At 43.1% G+C, this 20,385-nt stretch carries 7 protein-coding genes; all 7 read left to right on the plus strand.

The window, feature by feature from the left end; genetic code table 11:
- Positions 1 to 129: 129 nt before the first annotated feature.
- The 7 genes from hsdR to OCU48_RS14430 all read left to right on the plus strand — a co-directional run bounded on the left by hsdR (position 130) and on the right by OCU48_RS14430 (position 20,224).
- On the plus strand, positions 130 to 3,666 hold the full coding sequence (hsdR, locus tag OCU48_RS14400; RefSeq protein ID WP_141345784.1) for a type I restriction-modification system endonuclease: 3,537 nt from the start codon (positions 130 to 132) through the stop codon (positions 3,664 to 3,666).
- Positions 3,667 to 3,754: 88 nt separating this feature from the next.
- Positions 3,755 to 5,341, plus strand: a complete 1,587-nt coding sequence (locus OCU48_RS14405) for an N-6 DNA methylase (protein ID WP_141345786.1) — start codon at positions 3,755 to 3,757, stop codon at positions 5,339 to 5,341.
- Complete coding sequence (locus OCU48_RS14410; RefSeq protein WP_141345787.1) at positions 5,341 to 6,654, plus strand: restriction endonuclease subunit S; 1,314 nt, start codon at positions 5,341 to 5,343, stop codon at positions 6,652 to 6,654. Before OCU48_RS14405 ends, OCU48_RS14410 begins: the two co-directional genes overlap by 1 nt.
- Positions 6,655 to 6,707: 53 nt before the next feature.
- Positions 6,708 to 8,684, plus strand: a complete 1,977-nt coding sequence (locus tag OCU48_RS14415; RefSeq protein ID WP_167496189.1) for an McrB family protein — start codon at positions 6,708 to 6,710, stop codon at positions 8,682 to 8,684.
- A 2-nt stretch (positions 8,685 to 8,686) separates the two neighbouring features.
- Entirely contained in the window at positions 8,687 to 9,982 is a 1,296-nt protein-coding gene (locus OCU48_RS14420) for an McrC family protein (RefSeq protein WP_141345789.1), read from the plus strand.
- 287 nt (positions 9,983 to 10,269) lie between these two features.
- On the plus strand, positions 10,270 to 13,779 hold the full coding sequence (locus OCU48_RS14425) for an STY4851/ECs_5259 family protein (RefSeq protein WP_141345791.1): 3,510 nt from the start codon (positions 10,270 to 10,272) through the stop codon (positions 13,777 to 13,779).
- Positions 13,780 to 13,789: 10 nt separating this feature from the next.
- Positions 13,790 to 20,224 (plus strand): DEAD/DEAH box helicase, encoded by a 6,435-nt coding sequence (locus OCU48_RS14430; RefSeq protein WP_141345793.1) that lies wholly within the window; start codon positions 13,790 to 13,792, stop codon positions 20,222 to 20,224.
- Positions 20,225 to 20,385 lie beyond the last annotated feature (161 nt).

Here is a 20,385-nt window from a genome sequence, read left to right on the forward strand (position 1 = left end):
GATAAGTTGAAGATTATTTATTTAAGCTATTGTTATAATTGACCTTAGATTCAAAAATATAGAACGCTTCCTTCGTCTTATTGTATTCAAACATGTGAGGGCGTTATTGCAGGTTTTATGGAGAGCTTGATGTCGAAATCCAATTTTGAGTTTTTAAAGGGTGTGAATGATTTTCTGTTCGCCATTGCGCGTGCCGCAGAGAAAAACTATCCAGATGACCCAAATACGACACTGGTAAAATTGCGCCAATTTGGTGAAGCAACCGCAAAGCATTTAGCAAAACTGCTTGATATTGAGACTCCAGATAATCAACATGATCTCTTGAGAGAGTTAGGTAAAATCCCATTTGTTGATGATGGTATCCTGAATGTATTTCATAAACTCCGTAAAATTGGCAACCAAGCCGTTCATGAGTATCACGATGATTTGCAAGATGCTGAAATGTGCTTACGTCTCGCATTTCGCCTTGCGGTTTGGTACTACCGATTAGTCACTAAAAACTTCGACTTTCCAGCACCTGAATTTATTCTTCCTAACTCCGAAAATGAAGCGCAATTCGAAGAGGAGCTTCTCAGCCTCAAGCAAGAATTAGCATTAGCTCGCCAAAGTGAAACACAGACTAAATCGGAAGTAGAAGCTCAGCAAGCCAAGCTAACCGCATTAAACGGGTATATTTCAGTACTGGAAAGTAAGCAAGAAGAAACCCAAGAGCAGTCTCAAGCTCGAATTAGCGCATTGGAGTCAAAACTCCAAGAGCAGGAAATCGAGCTTTCAAAGAAGACAGAAATCGAGCGTAAAGCATACAAACAACAGATCACAAAAGAAGCGTCTTCGCGTGCTCTGAATCTAAGCGAAAGCGAGACTCGCTACCTTATCGATAATCAGCTTCGTAAGGCGGGTTGGGATGCGGACACCAAGAATCTTAATTTTGCCAACGGCACTCGACCTCAAGTAGGCCGAAACATGGCTATTGCTGAGTGGCCGACTGGTAAAGATGAAACCGGCCATACAGGCTTTGCAGACTATGTATTGTTCGTTGGTTTAAAGCCCATAGCGGTTGTTGAGGCAAAAAAGACCAACAAAGATGTGTCAGCGAAGCTTAATGAAGCTTACCGCTACAGTAAGTATTTTGACTTTAACTTCTTAACTGATGAGTTAAGGCAAGTTGCTCGTAACGATGAAGAACAAGAGCAAGTTGAAGAAGCGTTAGGCAAATACCTTCCATCCTGGTCAGACTCTACTGATACGCAATCTTTTAAAATTCCATTCTGTTTTTCTGCCAATGGTCGTAGCTATAAGGCCGCTATAAAAACCAAAAGTGGTATTTGGTATCGCGATGTTCGTCATCCAACCAATATGCCAAAGGCTTTGCCAGAATGGCACAAGCCAGAAGAATTGGTCGCTAAACTAGAGAGTGATGATCAACTCAATAATAACTGGTTTACGCGCAATCAAGATATGAGCGATCTTGGCCTACGTTACTATCAAGAAGAAGCGGTGCAAGCAACCGAGAAAGCGATAGTCAACGGTCAGCAGGACATCTTGTTAGCCATGGCGACAGGGACTGGTAAAACACGTACTGCCATTGCCTTAATGTATCGCCTTATTCAGTCTCAACGCTTTAAACGCGTTTTATTCTTGGTCGATCGTACCTCCCTTGGTAAGCAGGCACTTGATTCATTTGAAGACACCAATATCAAAGGCGATACCTTTAACTCCATCTTCAATGTGAAAGGGTTAACCGATCGCTTCCCTGAAGACAGCACCAAGATCCACGTTGCCACCGTTCAGTCCTTGGTTAAGCGCACGTTGCAAAGTGATGAAGTCATGCCTGTAGGGCGCTACGACTGCATTATTGTTGATGAAGCCCATCGTGGTTACATTCTTGATAAAGAGCAAACCGAAGGGGAAGAGAAGTTCAGAAACGAACAAGATTTTATCTCTTCGTATCGCCGTATCATCGATCACTTCGATGCAGTGAAAATCGCATTAACTGCGACACCTGCGCTGCACACCATCGATATCTTTGGCGGTGAGCAGAAGAAACCTGTTTATCGCTATAGCTACCGCAAAGCGGTTATCGATGGTTACTTAACCGATCAAGAACCGCCAATTCGCATCATCACGAAGCTTAGTGAACAAGGCGTGTATTTATCTGGCGGTACAGACGTGCAGCGTTTATCCAATCAGGGTGAGCTGATCAACGATACCTTAGAGGATGAGCAAGGCTTTGAGGTCGCGGATTTTAACCGTGCCCTCATTGCATCAAACTTCAATAAAGTGGTGTGTGAGGAACTCGTCAATCACATCGATCCTACTAGCCCACAAAAGACTTTAGTATTCTGTGTTAACAATACTCATGCCGACTCGGTAGTTGAGGAGTTGCGCACAGCGTTCAAAGCCAAATACCCACAGCTTGAGCATGATGCCATCATTAAAATCACCGGTGACTCAGACAAAGACTCAACCAAAGTCCAGTCGATGATCACACGTTTTAACAAAGAGCGTTTACCCAACATCGTGGTCACAGTAGACCTACTGACTACCGGTATCGATATACCGAGTATCTGTAACTTAGTGTTCATGCGTAAAGTGCGTAGTCGTATCTTGTATGAGCAAATGAAGGGTCGAGCAACTCGTCTGTGTCCGGCAGTCGGTAAAACCTCATTCAAAATCTTCGATGCTGTTGATCTGTATTCCACCCTGCAAAGTGTCGATACCATGCGCCCAGTAGTGGTTCGCCCAAAGGTAGAACTGCAAACCTTGGTTAACGAAATTACCGACTCTGAAACCTACAAAGCGATTGAGGCTGATGGCCGCAGCTTTGCAGAGCACAGCCACGAGCAATTGGTTGCCAAGCTACAACGTATCTCCAGCCATGCCGAGTTTAATCGTCTTAAATCACGAGAGATAGACAGCCAAATCAAACGCTTTGATGAATTATGCCAAGATTCAGCAGGCTGTAACTTTGCCGACCTTGCAAAAACGCTTAAGCAAAAAGGCCCTAAATGGTCAGCAGAGGTGTTTAATAAGGTCACGAACATGGTGGGCCGTCTAGAACAGCTAAAGCAAGAGATCAATGACTTGCGCGATATGCCAATCTTTACCGATGTGGACGATTCGTTGCTACGTGTAGAAACCATCTACGGAGAGCATGAAACCGCACAAGATTTCTTAGAAGCCTTTGATGCGCTGGTGGACAAATCCTCTAACCAACAAGAAGCATTAGATGTGATCATCAACCGCCCAAGAGACTTAACTCGTAAAAGCTTGTTAGAGCTTCAAGAGTGGTTTGATGCGCAAAACTTCAATGAACCAACCCTCAAGAAAGCGTGGAAAGAAACTAAAAACCAAGATGTAGCAGCACGCTTGATTGGTCATATTCGCCGAGCCGCAATTGGTGATGCACTGTTGCCATTTGAACAACGCGTAAACCTAGCGTTAGGCAAAATCAAAGCACAAAAAGAGTGGAGTGACGAGCAACTAAACTGGCTCGACCGCCTAGCGTCATCCATTAAAGACAAAGTGGTACTCGATGATGACACCTTTAAAACAGGCAACTACAAGCGTAAAGGTGGCAAACGTAAGCTTATGAACGTCTTCAATGACGAATTAGACAGCATACTCACTCAATTTAAAGAATATATGTGGGATGAGCCTGCATAGATTTATACAATCTGGCATTAATATCTTTTTGTTGCTTATTATTCCAAGTCAGGAGTGAGCAGCAAACACCTAAAACAAGAGAGAAAGCATGAACAATAATGATCTAGTCGCCAAACTGTGGAAACTGTGTGACAACCTGCGTGACGGTGGGGTGTCTTACCAAAACTATGTGAACGAGCTGGCGTCGTTGCTGTTTCTAAAAATGTGTGAAGAAACAGGCCAAGAGGATGACTTGCTACCAATAGGCTATCGCTGGGCTGATTTAAAAGCCAAGCTAGGTCAAGAACAGCACCAGTTCTATCGTAATATGCTGGTTCAGCTTGGCGCTGACGACCATGCCATAGTTCGTGCAATTTTCCAAAACGTAAATACCACCATTACTCAACCAGCGCAGCTGACTGAATTGGTGGATAATATGGACAAACTAGAGTGGTTTGACGGCGATAGTGGTAAGAGCCGCGACGACTTTGGTGATATGTACGAAGGTCTACTACAAAAAAACGCCAATGAAACCAAATCAGGCGCTGGCCAGTACTTTACGCCACGTTCACTCATCAGCACTATCATCAAAGTGATGCAACCTCAGCCGCGTGAAGTAATTCAAGATCCAGCGGCAGGTACCGCAGGTTTCTTGATTGAGGCGGATAAGTACATTAAATCTCAAACCAACGATTTAGATGCTCTAGACGATAATGATCAAGAGTTTCAAATGACCAAAGCGTTCGTGGGCTTGGAGCTAGTACCAGAAACACGTCGCCTCGCATTGATGAACTGTCTACTGCACGATATTGAGGGTGATGCAAAAGAGGGCGCAATACGCCTTGGCAACACATTGGGCAGTGCAGGAGAGAGCCTTCCACAAGCGAATGTGATTTTGACTAACCCTCCATTTGGTAGCGCAGCAAGCACCAATATTACTCGTACCTTTGTTCACCCAACGGGCAACAAACAGCTCTGTTTTATGCAGCATATCTACGATGCATTAGAGCCAGGTGGCCGTGCCGCTGTGGTGATCCCAGATAACGTGTTATTTGAAGGCGGCAAGGGTACCGATATTCGCCGTGACTTGATGGACAAGTGTAATCTGCACACCATTTTGCGCTTGCCTACAGGTATCTTCTACGCCGCAGGGGTAAAGACTAACGTACTTTTCTTCCAAAAAGGTACGCCAGAGAACAAAAACCAAGATAAAGGCTGTACCAAGGAGACATGGGTATTCGATATGCGTACCAACATGAACACCTTTGGTAAGCGTCGTCCGCTAACAGCGAAGCACTTTGAAGCGTTTATCAATGTATATGGTGCAGATAAAAACGGTTTATCAGCTCGTGAAGAGGGTGTGTACGAGACGCTTGGCAACATCTTTGCCGAGGGTGAGGATTCTGTAGAGAACGTTATTGAAAATGCACGCTTTCGTAAATTTAGTCGTGATTACATTCGTGACCACAAAGGTGACAGCCTAGATATCTCTTGGCTAAAAGATCTTGAAGCCATTAGTGCTGAAAACCTACCAGAGCCAGAAGTATTAGCGGGTGAGGCAATGGCAGAGCTGACTGAGGCGATGTCTGAAATTTATCAACTGATGCAAGCTCTGGGTGCTAATGATGAGGCGGAAGGGCAAAAGCAGTTGCTCGAAGAATCATTTGGCTTGGCAGAAAAGCCGGAGGCAGTGTAATGAGTGAGTTACCGAAGGGGTGGGGTATAGTTTCAATTTTTGAATTATGTACACCGAAGCAATGGAAAACTATTCCTACAAAGAGTTTACTTGATGAAGGGTATGTTGTTTACGGTGCAAATGGTGTCATTGGTAAATACAATGAGTTTACGCACGAACACCCTACACTCATGATTACTTGTCGTGGAGCAACATGCGGAAACATTCATCTATCACAACCATTTAGTTATATTAATGGTAATGCAATGGCTCTAGATAATTTGAGTCCATTCGTAAAAGTGATGTATTTGAAATACTATTTGTTAGGCTTTAATTTTGAATCAATTATTTCAGGTTCGGCGCAACCTCAAATTACCCAAAAAGGAATGCAGGGTTTAACGGTTTCACTACCCTCACTAGCCGAACAAAAACGCATCGTTGAAAAACTCGACGAGGTATTGGCACAGGTCGACACCATCAAAGCCCGCCTAGATGGCATCCCAAATTTGCTAAAACGCTTCCGCCAATCGGTACTCGCTTCTGCAGTGTCGGGTAAGTTGACGGAAGAGTGGTGTTCAACCAATCGTTCTTTTGAGTGGCAAGACCTAACTATTGGAGATATCTCGACTGTTGCGACCGGAAAAACTCCAAAGCGTACGAATAGTGAGTATTGGAATTCAGAAGATGTTCCCTGGTTAACCAGTAGTGCGACTGGGAACTTATACTGCTTCGAGGCTGAACAATTTGTCTCACATTTTGGTGCTGAGGACTGCAAGTTAAAACGTTTTCCCGTAGGTACATTGTTATTAGCTATGTATGGAGAGGGTAAAACTCGTGGTCAGGTAACAGAGCTAATGTTTGAGGCTACATGTAATCAAGCTTGCGCTGCTATTGTTGTTGATGAAGATAAAGCTCATAAAAGCTACGTGAAGTTGAGGTTGTTAGAAAACTATGAAGAAACAAGAAAAGCAGCGGCTGGTGGAAACCAACCTAACTTAAATCTAAACAAAGTTCGTAAAATTGGTATTAAGCTACCTACTATGGAAGAACAAAAAGAAATCGTTCGCCTAGTTGACCAATATTTCGCTTTCGCTGACACCGTAGAAGCGCAAGTGAAAAAAGCGCAGACGAAGGTAGATAACCTAACCCAAAGCATCTTGGTCAAAGCCTTCCGTGGTGAGTTGGTGGAGCAAGACCCAAACGATGATCCCGCCGACAAACTGCTAGAGCGCATTGCTGAGGCTCGTAAGGAAGCAGAAGTCTTGGCGAAAGCCGTCAAGAAAGCTGAGTCTGCCAGAAAGCGCGCTGTGAAAAAGACCGCAGAAAACCCTTAATCGATAATTACTAAGCACGCTTAACTGGCGTGCTTTTTTTGTGGGAATGAACGATGGCAAACCAATATTTTACTCAGCATCAAGTTGACTTGCTTGAAAAGTGGGCTGGACAAAAAAGTGTTAAGAATAATCCAGAGCAGGATGCGGATTACGATGAATTGAAACGTGCCTACAATATTGTTGGTGAATGGGCGGAAGAGGTTAAAACGCAACTTTTTCCTGATGGGTATGTAAAAATTCGTCGTAGTCCAGTAAACCAGGGTGGTAACTTCTTTTCTTACTTATGGGCTAAGATATACCCGACGAAAGATGCGCCAACTTCCCTAGCTTATACAGTGCATCTCTCAACGGATGACTTTGGAGTAAAAATAGATTCGATCAATTCGCCACATTTAGAGTCTCCGATGACAAGCCTTCGCGGTGATTACGATAACTCGCCAATCTTTAAAGGCTTATCATTGCCAGATGGAATCTCGCTGACCTTTGATGAATTAGTTGCATGGAGCGTGAACGCAATCAGGAACTTTACTTTGTCCTACGATGATGTTGCCAGCAAGCTGAATTTAATTACTGGTGATGCTGAAATTAGAGACCCTAAAGTCAAAGATTATGCAATTAAAGGCACTTCTTTGAATCAAATCCTCTATGGTCCACCCGGCACAGGAAAAACATACCATACCATTCAAGTTTCCGTAGAAGCGGCAGAACCAACATTTGTCTGGGAAACACGAGCTGAACTGAAAGCTAAATACGTTGAGCTTGTTGAATCTAAACGAATTCAATTCGTCACCTTCCATCAAAGCTATGGATACGAAGAGTTTGTGGAGGGGCTATCAGCAAAAGTGACAGCGAACGAGCAGATAAACTACGTGGTTAAAGATGGCATCTTCAAATCAATCTCCCGTTCTGCCAAAGAGAACTTAGAAGATAGTCAGAAAGATCAGCACAAGCTGGACCAAGAGCAGAAATTTGAGTTAGCGCTGGATGAGTTTAAACAGGCGATAATGGAAACCGAAACAGAGGGTTTCCCTTTAACCGATGCCTGCTCTATAACCTCTATCGAAGATAGCGGATTTAGGTATGGAGGTAGCTGGGGCTCTTCTCCAATTATGAAGTTCGAGGATTTGAAAACTCTCTATCTTGATGGTGTAACGACTCGCCAAGAAATCAAAAAGAACCCATCAGTTTCGGGCCTAGCCAAACAACATGCGAGCTACTTTATAAGAGCGCTAAAACAGATTCAAAAACGCACGCCAACCGTCTTGTCTGCTACTGCACAGCGGCATAAACAAAATTATGTATTGGTAATTGATGAAATCAATAGAGGCAATATTTCCAAAATCTTTGGTGAACTGATTACCTTGATTGAGCCTTCAAAGCGCTCGGGCGCAGAAGAAGCATTGGAGGTGGTACTGCCTCAGTCGGGTGCTAGATTGGCTGTCCCCGACAACCTATATATCATCGGCACCATGAACACAGCTGACCGTTCCCTCGCCATGATGGATACTGCTCTTCGTCGTCGTTTTGATTTCAAAGAGATGATGCCTGACTCTAGCTTATTAGCAGGTAGCGTGATTGACGGGATTGATCTTCAAAAGTTGCTCGATACCTTAAACCAACGCATTGAAATCCTGTATGACCGAGAGCATACATTGGGTCATGCCTTCTTTATGGGCGTTCAAAAATTTGATGATCTACTTTCCGTCTTTCAAAACAAGATTATCCCGTTGTTGGAAGAATATTTTTTCGAGGACTGGGAAAAGATCCGCTTGGTGTTGGCTGACAACCAAAAAGAAGAAACCTTGCAGTTTGTGACTAGGAAAGAACAATCAAGCGATGAACTAACCAAACTGTTTGGACGCAATCATCAGCTCGATGGTTATGGTGAAGCAGTCATTAAATATACCTTAGCCGAAGAATCAGCTCTGGTTTGGAAAGATCCCAATGCCTATAAAGGTATTTACCAGAGCTTGTCCTCAAAGGCTGATACTAATGAACAAGCCTATGAAAATACTGAGGATGTTTCATAGGCATGCATATCACTGTATTTGAGTATGGCTATATAACTCTTGCCAAAGAGGCTGAATCCTTGGGTGCTTCACGAATCACTTCTCGGGCTTTTAATTACTTGAAAGAGGTGAGTTTGAGTGCGGAAGAGAGTGATTTGTGTAAGTGCCTTAGTTTAACCAAGCGTAACGGTGTGGAGCTTATTCAGGTCAAAAACTATGTGGGGGTTCTATTTACCCCCACTGGTGAGCATATTGAGGTATTGCCGAAAGTCGGGCGTAAGGCTAAGAGTGAAGACAGCGCAATTGAACACTCTCGCCAGATGCTTCTTATGATGCTCGCACATCTGGGCTCTTTCAGGTACATCAGTGCCAATCAGGCGAGTGTCGCCAACAAGAAAATGCCTTTACTAGAGGTGTTTATTTATCAGTTTTTGCAATCGGTGAATAAACTGATAAAGCGCGGTCTTAAAAGTGACTATGTCACACAACAAGACAACCTCAATTTTCAGAAAGGGAAACTGCTAGTTGGCCACCAGCTCAAGCACAATCTAGTCAATAGACATAAATTCTATGTTCAATATGACGAGTACTTAGTAAATCGACCAGCGAATAGACTCATCGCAACCGCTCTGCAAAAAGTGGCGCAATATACTCGAATTTCTTCCAATCAAAAGCTACTGCGAGAGCTTCAGTTTGCCTTTATTGATGTGCCTTCCTCAAAGTCCGTAGCGCAAGATATTAATGCCGTAAGATTGGACCGAGGTATGAGTGATTATCACGCGCCACTTGATTGGGCAAAACTTATTTTGGCAGGTTTTTCCCCTTTGAGTATGAAAGGTGAATCCAACGCGCTTTCTTTGCTGTTTCCCATGGAGGCAGTGTTTGAAAGTTATGTTGCTTCTATCCTCCGCAAACAGCTCGATGGCAAAGCGGAACTTTTAACACAAGCTAGGTCAAAGTATCTGGTGACTCACAATGAGCAAAACAAATTTCAGCTTAAGCCTGATCTTCTAATTAAAAAAACCAATAAGCCTTTTATCGTCCTTGACACAAAATGGAAGCTCATAGATGTCACCAAGCACAACTACGGCATCTCGCAATCCGACATGTATCAGATGTTCGCCTACGGGCACAAGTATCTTGGTGGAGAGGGTGAGCTTTATTTAATCTATCCAAGTCATGAGGATTTCAGAGAGCCGATAGAGCACAGTTTGGATTTTGCTAGTGGGTTAAAGCTATGGGTTGTTCCGTTTGTTATCTCATTGACGGATGAGTCTAGGGTGAAATGGCCAAAGACAGCTGAGATTAGAAGCTTATAAAACTCAATAACATATTTGAGTATGTGATAGTTCCCACGAATGCGATGCTTCAGCACCAATCTAAATACGATGAATGGCGTAATGTGATAAGTGTGGTGAACCGCCGTGTGATACTTTGTATTTAAAGAATTCAGATCAAAGTTTTAGGTCGAGGTTCTGTGAGCGATTAGCTTAAGTATTGACAATTTATGGGTATCAGACACCGTAAGTGGGTGGTTGTTATCATGTGCTTTTATTATCAGTACATAATAGCCAACAAAACAATTAACTAGCATTAAGTGATTTATATGATTTTAGATGGTGTTCAAAGTCCTGTGGTAACGATGCAACAATGGTTCAATGAGTTTGAGTCTAAAAGACCGAAACCTAAAAAAGGGATGCCATTATGGGCACTGAAGGTGACGGACGAAGAACTTCAACAAATGAACAAGTTGCTGAAAGCGCTTTTCAGAGCTAAAGAGCCGTCTATTATATTTAATCAACACTCTTGCTCGGGTTATGGAAAAAAATTCGATCAAATCTTCACGCTGTATTTGGCTACATGGATCCAAAGAAATTTTACGGGTGGGAAGGAGCGCTGGCCAGTTGTACTGAGAAGTATCGACATATCACATAGCAATCGACTTAACACTTATATCTATGATTCTGTCAGAGCCGGTCTAAAGTACTGGGGTCTCGATCTTTACTCAACCTCTTCTGCAAATCAATATTTTGCGACTTTGTATTGTCAAGGTGGATTCCCTAGATCAGGTCTTGTTGGCTTGAGCAGTGGGCCGGTACCAGAGTACTTGGATAAGGTGATTTCTCAATACGCTCTATTTCATCACACTTCTGAAATTAGCGATATTTCTCATCAGCAGTTGCAATTGTTGCCTGAAACGCTAAAGCAACCTCCATTTGCCAAGCTTGCGACAGTTCTAATTACTAAGTTGATGGAGTATCGAGACACCTACCATCTGCACGGCGAGTCTGACCCTGTTATAGCTCTAGATGTGCGCTATCCACAGTGGAGAGATGAACTACCATTTCTACTTTGTGATGAAGAAGCCCATGAATTAATCGGGCGATTAGTTCGCAGGACTTCAGCAATCATTCGTCGTGAGCAAAACCCGGTCAGGATAAAACGTTACTTAAGAGAAGATATGGGACATTGGGACTTAGTGGCTGAAACCTATGTTAACCATACAATTCACCCACAAGATTTATCTCGTGTACTCTCTTTGGAAAGCTTGCCTAAGTTCTTTGATCTGTACACACATACAAATACAGGTGAGCGAGTCAGAACTGCGTCTTTCAACCTCAAGGGGTATGCCAATAAAAGATGGCAGGTTATAACCAAGTTCGCTCATTTTTATAACGCTGATGCTGCGAGTAACATTGGTTACGAGCTTTGGAGCGATGGACATAAGTTCAATAGTGACACCTATTATCGAGGTGAAGAGCTTAATAAAGCCCTACCTTGGATTTTTTCTGCTGAAGGCGAGAAGTCTCAGTATCTTGGTCAAGGTAATGTTCAAGTAAAACAATCAGCGGCATTAATTGTTCACTCTGGCACAGTAGAAGCCGCAAACTCTAGATCTAAGGTAGAGAAAGCAGGAACCATTGCGAGTTTAGGTCGAGATGTTTACCGCGTTGTTGGTAAAGCGAAAGTTGAATTAGATTATGGGTTCATTGAGGTAACTACAGGTGCCGAGGAAGCTCAAGATGTCACATGTTGGCTTGAAGGCCAGCGTAATCACGAGGCAATATCACATCAGCACGTATTTGAGGGGAAACCTACTGGAATGATGAGGTTTGGTGTGAACAAATCTCAACCTATTCCTAGTGAAGAATTGTTCTGGAAGAGTGTTGATTCTGATTCGCTTGTACCGCTAAATTCTGAAGCCTTTTCTTATGGCTTGGGTTCAATTGTTTGGTTCAATGCTGGACAAGTGATGTGGCAAATGAAGTGTGCGATTTTGCCAGCGTCGTCTGACTTCAATGTGATTAATTATGGAAGGGGCGAGATTGAACTAAAAGCTGTTGGCTTCAATAATACCGACCTTGGCTTCGTAGAAAATGAAAAGAACTGGTTAAGAGATGTAGACGTTATCGAGGATATGTTCTTTGCTGAAGTTCAGATTCCAGCTAGCATGCCTGATACTTTTCACCCAGTTTTAGGCTGGAACAATTCTCCTATAAATACCTTAACGTTTGAATTTGACTCGCTGCAATCGGGTGTATGTCTGCTAGGCAGCAATGGCAATACACTAAATGCTCGGGGCAATAATATCACCTTGGACGATCTCTATGCGAGCAGTCTCAAAGTAAAGCTTAATCAAGAAGCCAGTTCAATCAGCGTGTCTGCTGCACTCATGCAGCATAAAAGAATTAAAGCGAGTGTTACGGATGTAATTCAAATCCCAGAGTCAAAAACTACGATAGGGAGCGGTGAACTGGCGCGTATGGCTCAAGCTCTATTTACTCAATCTGACGATACTCGTGATCGTGTTTCGTTTAAGTTTTACTCGGGAAGAGAGCTTTTGGAGTCGCGTGTTCCTCCGATTGTACAGTTCAAATATCCGGTAGCGTCATTGAAAGAAAATCATGCGATGCTCCGTATCTATGGTGCTCATAACCACAGTAATCCAGATTCGATAGAGCTTTACACTGCTCCAATATGGGACCTATCTCGAGAACACACACCATTACTTAAATCTGAGGGAGACAGAGGCGAGTTGTTTTTCGAGTTACCAGAAATCAATGAGCCTGGTCCATGGTTTGTGTACTCTAAAAATGAACGCAAAATTCAGCCGAGAGCTGTGATGGTGCCTCAACAAGAATCAGAAGAAACAAGTTACGATTACACTCGTTTACAGTTGTCTATTAAAGATCTGTCTTTTGATCCTGAGACCAGAAGCTTTGATTATTTAGAGATGGATGCCTCATTGAGAGAGTTGATTCTTGATCTCCAGCATAGAGATTGGCAGACCGTGCAGTCGTTTGTGGAGCAGCTTGCTGTTGCCAATCCCACAACCTTCCACATATTTAAGCGTCTTTCTGCAAACCCAGATGTGTTTGCTGCACTGTTGCTGAAACAGGAGAGCCTAGAGGAGTTTGAATCGGTTTGGTCGATATCACTTGATATGCCATTTGAGTGGTTGAACGTATCTCTGAGACAGTGGATCGAAGCCATCTCGTTAACAACCAAGAGCACTATGGATTCATTGATGATGATGAAAGCTCAATTGCCGGCGGCTCAGTTTGAACAGATTCAAAATACAATGTTGAAGAGTCGATTACAAAATCTGTCTGACAAGGGGGAGTATTATGCTGCTATTGTGGAAGCATCGCTCTTCATTCTATATGGCATCACGCCAAGCTGGTTAGACATGCCAATTTATTCTTCAGAACAGGAGCCATCGCATATTGCTGATTTCCACAAGCAGAAATCTGAATACTATTGCCGTCAAGAAGGCAGACTCCTGACTCAAATTCAAAATAAGCATAATGATATTCGCTTAAAAGAGATTCTAGATTCTAGATTGTCAAGAGATCTTCTAGGTGCTGAACTTAAAGGTTTTACTCAGCATTACTCTGTGGATAAGTCGAAAGCAATGCGCTTGGCTATACCTTTGGAGTTGCCAGTTAAGGTAGCACTTAATAATGCTGGCGTGTATCCAGCAGCAGATATCGATGAAGAAGAGTCGAAACTGATTAACTTTGCTCTGAATCGTCTGTCTCAGTTTGACCGAGTATGGATGCAAGAATCGATGGCAATCGCAATAAAGTCTGCTGTTAAGTCACGCGCGCAATAGGTTGAAAATAATGTCTACAAAAGCAATTAATTTTAAGTCTCTATATAAAGATCTTTCGTCAGTTACTTCTCAGGCAGTGATTAACCGGCTTCAGCTGAAATCAGCCCCTTTGAGAAGGTTTTTGCAAAGTGAGTTCCAAGTTCAGTACGGCAAAGGGAATGACTTCTTTGCGCAACCAGTTTTTGAAGCAACTTTTGGTTGGACGTCGGAAAGTCGTGACAATGATCTGCAAGGCTTGGCGAACCAAGGCAAGTTAGATCAAGCTTTTGTTGGTAACTTGTCGCAACCTCCGATGCCTTTTCCTGACTCTATAGAGGAAAAAGAAGAGTATCGCTCAAAAGGTGTTGTCGAACAGCGTTGGGCTGAGGATATACAAGAAGATTACACTTGGCCGCTGGATAGACCGCCGTATAAACATCAGTTAGAAGCTTGGGATTATTTATCTTCAGATGAAGTTAAATCAGTGGTGGTAACTTCTGGTACAGGTTCTGGTAAAACAGAGTGTTTCCTCATTCCATTGTTGAATGACTTAGCGAAGCAGTCTAAGCAGAGCGCCGATGCGCTTGAAGGAACGCAGGCTATCTTCCTGTACCCGCTCAATGCTTTGATCAACTCACAGAAAGAGCGTTTGAGCGCGTGGACTCGTGGATTTGAAGGCAAAGTTAGGTTTGCTCTTTATAATGGTGAAACACCTACTCAAGCTCCATCTAAAAACCTTTCTAACGCTAGCTTTAGCCGAAGCAGCGCTCCTGAACAGGTTACAAGCAGGAGAGATATTTGGTCTTCTCCACCACCGATCCTGGTTACGAATGCCACCATGTTAGAGTACATGCTGATTCGTCAACAAGACGAAGATATCCTGGCTAAGTCTCAAGGGAAACTCAAGTGGATAGTTTTGGATGAAGCTCATACCTACGTTGGCTCGCAAGCCGCTGAAATTTCATTGCTATTGCGTAGGGTTATGCATGCCTATGGTGTAGAGCCTCAAGATGTGCGCTTTGTGGCAACTTCAGCAACTATTGGTGATAAGAACAAGCAAGAAGAAACAAACAGAGATCTTCAGAGATTTTTGTCTAAGGTTGCGGGTGTTTTACCTGAGCAGGTTGCAGTGGTCAATGGTCATCGCTCAATCCCAGAAATTGATTCTACAGGCCGCGAGTCATCATTTAGTATCGATAATGCAAAGGGCATGAGTTCTGGTGAGCTTTTCGATTACATGAGTGGTTTTCCAATGCTTCGTGAAATGCGAGAGCTTCTGACAAGAGAGCCACACACACTTGAAGAAATAGCTCGTATCCTCGAACCAAGCAAGTCAGAAAGCATTTCTCAATCAGAGTTGGTAAAAGCGCTCGAAATTATTGATTTGGCAGTTACTGCTTATCCTAATGGTGATCATAGCCAACAGGCGTTTTTGCCTGTTCGTGCCCATATTTTCCACCGTTCACAAAGAGGCTTGTGGGCTTGTTCGGATTCAAACTGTTGCAACACTGTTAATACCGATCTCCAAGATGGGTGGAAGTTCGGCATGGTTTATACAAATGAGCGAACTCACTGTGAAGGTGAGTGTGGCGCGCCAGTTTTCGAGCTTACTCACTGCAAAGACTGCGGGACACCAAGTCTTGCCGCTGCTAAGACAACGGCACAGGGTGGCATTAAGTTACTTGAGCCAAGAGAAACAGATTTGCTAGACGATTATGTTGATGAGATAGATGAATATGATCAGGCATCGGATGAAAAAATTGACACCGAATTCGAAGCAAATGTTCAGATATTTTCTAGAGAAGATGCCCTAGGGAATGCGCATGATCAACTGGGTTGTACCCACGTTAGTATTGATCCGAAAACCAATCGCATTTCAGAAGCGTTTGAGGCAGGGCAACTTGATATCTTCTATAACCAAAATGACCGTGATGATGGACTCCGCTGCGCCCATTGTCATGGGGTTGAGAATGTTCCGAATACACAATTCAAACGAGCTCTGTTAGGTTCTCCGTTCTTGATGGGGTCGCTCGTACCGGCTATGTTGCGACACATTCCAGGAGACAATAGCGATGACCTCAAAGGTAAGCGATTAATTACCTTTACCGATAGTCGTCAGGGCACAGCCCGTTTCTCCGCAAAAATGCAGTTGGATTCTGAGCGTAACTGGACGAGAAGCCAAGTTTATAAAGCTGCGGTTCTTGAGACCGGCGAACTGGATTTGCCAGAAGAGCTAAAGAAAATAAAAGACTCTATTGAAGTTATGAGGGAAAACAAATTCTCTGAGGATATGATCGCCCCTCTCGAAAAGAACTACCTCGAACAGTTAAAAAAAATACCTTCAAAGAAAGTAAACTGGTCTGAGCTAAAAGAGCACCTCAGCACAGAGGATGAGATACAGCTACTCTCTGGTGCAGAACTAGACCTGTTGGAGGGGAAGGCTCTTGAGAAATATGATGAGCGTATTCCTGGAGAGTATCGCTTACGATCCGAGTTGTTGAGTGATGCAGGTAATCTGGCTGATCTTTTCTTAAAGCGAGAGTTTTCTAGGCGTGGTAAGAATGCCAACAACCTTGAATCTATGGGCTTGATTAGCCTTCACTATCCAGCAATCGCCAAACTAACAGAAGAAGATATAAGCTCATCAGAGTGGAGAAGTTTAGGCTTTAATCTCGAAGATCTTAAACACTACTTGAAGATCTGTATGGATTTCTACATCCGTGAAAATACGCTTGTCGATATTGATAGAAGTGTCATCAATTGGATGGGGGCAAAACTTAATCCTAGGTTATTGAAAGAGTCGAGTTACGAATATAAGGATGACTTTGAGAAAAAAGCACTTTTCAGATTCCCAGTAGTCAACAATGGTCTTCAGCATCGTTTAGTTCGCTTACTTGAGCTGGGCTCAGGTAGAGTAGCCAAGGATGAGAGAGAACTTTTTAACTCAGTGTTATCTTTTATCTGGGGCTTGCTGACGAAACGTACTCAATTACTAACTCTCTCTGAGCGACAAGAAATGAGCACTGGTAATGAGTTGTCAGGCTACAACCTAAAATTTGACGAGAAAATTGAGTTTGCACCTATTGGAAAAGCTTGGTTATGCCCAGTCACTAATCGTTGGTTAGATACGACTTTTAGAGGCTTGTCTCCTTATACTACGGGTTCATCAACATTGGATGATGTTCGATGTGATGAGCCTTTCGAAATAAGTCAGCCAGAGACTGAAATAATCGATAGTTCTCCATCTGATATCAGAAACTGGTTGGCTGACGAAGACGTTTTGAACACTCATCGTGATCATGGACGTTGGTCTGATATCAATGACAGAGTAATTGCCGGTGTACCCTTAGTTCGTGCTGCTGAACATTCTGCCCAACAAAGCTCTGATAAACTCAAGCGCCTCGAAAAAGCGTTCAAGAAAGACTATTTAAACGTTCTTAGTTGCTCTACCACGATGGAGATGGGTGTAGATATTGGCTCCCTTAGTATGGTGGCAATGAACAATGTTCCACCGAGTACGTCGAACTATCTTCAGCGTGCTGGTCGAGCAGGTCGACGTAGAGAGTCAACGGCACTTGCGTTAACGTTCTGTAAAGCAACACCTCACGGAGAGCGTGTGTTTAGCGAGCCTAAATGGCCATTCGCAACACCTATCAGAGTGCCAAAGGTTTCGCTAGACAGTGGAACCATTGTGCAGCGCCATATCAATGCGTTCTTGTTAGCGAGCTTTTTGAAGATCGAGAAAAGTCGCTCAAACAATCTTTTGAAGATGCAAGTCGGCGCATTCTTCTTGGGTGATAGTGGTCTCAATCCATTTAATGCCTTCAGAAATTGGTTAGCTGGTCCTGCGCGTAATGATGAAAGTGTACTTGCAGGTATACATAGCCTTAAGTTTGATTCCGTATTTGTTGGTCACCTCAACAGTATCCTTATGGAGAACGCATTAAATGCAATCGAATCTTCACACGCTAAGTGGATGCGCAGGTACGAGTCTCTCAATACACAAATTGAAGCGACAAGTGACAGTAATTCTCCTGCGTCTAAAAAACTAGCAAGACAATTGAAACGCTTGGAGCGAGATTATTTATTGGCTGAGTTAGCTAATACTGGTTATTTGCCGGGCTATGGTTTTCCTACTGGCGTGGTTCAGTTAATTACTGACAACCGCAGTGAAAATAATTCAAGAGATGATGGTAAATCTCAACATCGAACTTCGTACCCTAGTCGAGGCCTGGAAGTAGCGCTTAGAGAATACGCGCCAGGATCAGAAATCGTTCGTGACGGGGCTGTTTATCAGTCGCAAGGTCTTCAACTCAATTGGAAGATGCCGTTTTCTGGGAATGATATTAAACAAGAACAGCTTATTGAGTATCAATGGGAGTGTGAGCACTGCGGGAACATAGGCTTTGAGTCTGTGAGTTCTGAACGTGCAAACATTCGTTGTACTGATTGTGATAGTGACAGATTAACCTGGAGTGAGTTTATTGTTCCATCGGGCTTCGTTGTTGATTTTAACAAGCCACTCCACAACAACTATGTGTCGCCAAACTATTCAGGATACAGAGAACCTAAAATTGCTTTGAACAACGCACAGTGGCAGCCTCTCTCTAACTCTGGAGTTGGACGTTACCGCGTGTCTGAATACGGCTCTATTTTTTATTACAACGATGGAGAAGGTGGTGGATACGCGTTGTGTTGGTGTTGCGGTAGAGCAGAGCCTTTGAGTGTAGAAAAGACACCTATGGGCCACGTTAGACTATTCAAAGAACCTAATATATTAAAGACGCATAAACGACTTCAGGGTTTTAAGGTTAAGGGCGAGGTGATGTGCGATGGTGTTAGAGAAGGTTGGGGAGTTAAAACCAGTGAGATAAGCAAATCTGAAAAAGAAATCTCTATGCCTTTCATCATGGGTTATCCGCAAAGCACAGCTATGTTTGAGCTGCAGTTAAAGAACCCTACCTCGGGTAACTGGATATCTGATGAGACCTTGCTTTATACGCTTGGTGTGGCACTTCGACAAATGTACTCAGATGAGAAAGGTATTACTACTCAAGAACTTGGCGTAGCAACTAAACACAAAAGAACTGAGTCGTTTGAAGAAGTGGTGAGTTTATATATCTTTGACTCTGCGACTCAAGGCGCTGGCTTCTCTAGTTCTATGCCTGAGGTACTGTCACGTCTTCTAGATGGGCTTATGGATTACTTAAGGCAGTGCCCGAATGGTTGCGAAACAGCATGTCATGCTTGTTTGTTAGACTATGATACTCAGCACAATGTAAAAGTACTCAACCGTAATTATCTAATTAAACAGCTGGAAGAAAATAAGATACTTGAAGGTCTAGCTTTAGCTACAGATAGACGTTTCTTTGGAGGTTCTTCAGTTGTTGAACTCAGCAGTGCTTCTCAGGTTCTGTCCAGACTTGGGCATTCTTGCAATCGGGTAAGTGTCTTTTTGAGTTCGCCAGAGTGGCATTTTGGTGAGTGGAGCATCCGAGAAAAAATGACAACACTTGCTGCTAAGGGTATCCCGTGTACGGTTTATCTGTCTAAAGAGTTAGCTGAATCTATCGACTCTGATTTGGCGTGGGAAATAGCTCGAACTATGCCTATTGGCTCTGTCGACTTCCAACAATTAACGGAGCCTGTGGATTTAACTCTGGGCGCATTCCCTGTAATGGCATTGAAAGTTGGTTCTAAGGAGCACTGGTATGCGACAGATCAGTCAAGTCAACTAGGAGCAAATGAGTATTGGGGGAGCGGTGAAGAGAAATGTCTGGTAACAGCTACGAAAGATCTTGTGCTCAATTCAACTAAATTTAACCTAGAAGCACTAGCGCAGTCCTCAACACTGAGTGAAAGCTCTTATATTTTAAGTGATGTGTCGTCATTAAGAGGCAATATCAACTCTTTCGGAGAGAGTTTCGTTGAGCTTTTGGCTAGCAATATTCAATCTTTAGATGAGACATTAAACAGCAATATTAGCTCTATTCATTACAGTGACCAATATGTTGTAAGCCCAATCAGCGTAGTATTGATTAACCAAATACTTACTGCATTTGGTAAGCGGTACGGGCAATTCTCATCAGAAATAAATACGGTTGCTCCGCGAAGATATGCAACGGGACAAAGAGTATCGACGTCAATAGGAGATAACTTCTTAGAGGCTAACGATGTTTTGGATTTTATTTATGATTCATCTCAGACTCTAGGTATCGAAGTCTATGGGGATATCGTTGATAAGTCAGAACTATCACATAGCCGAATTATGCGCATCGAACTAAAAGACGGTTGCGAAGTCAAACTATTGTTTGATCACGGTATGGGCTATTGGAGCCGAAGTAGAGACTACCCACAGAAGTTTGATTTTAAAGATGTTACTGATGAGGCATCTACTATTTTTGAATGGGATTTTACTTTGAGAGATTCAGGTAAAGAGACATTCATAGCGGTTAAGTTGAATTAGTTTTCACGGCTGTTTTTTTGATATTGCTCAGTATTAGATATCAAGAGTCATCATATATTAACTATGACTCTTGTTTCTATAAAGTGTGCATTTACAGTAAATGATAACTTGAATACTGGAGTACCATTTTTAGTAGCTCTTAGAGTTTGAATATGCAGTTC

Source organism: Vibrio inusitatus (genome assembly GCA_024346935.1).
GTDB lineage: Bacteria > Pseudomonadota > Gammaproteobacteria > Enterobacterales > Vibrionaceae > Vibrio > Vibrio inusitatus.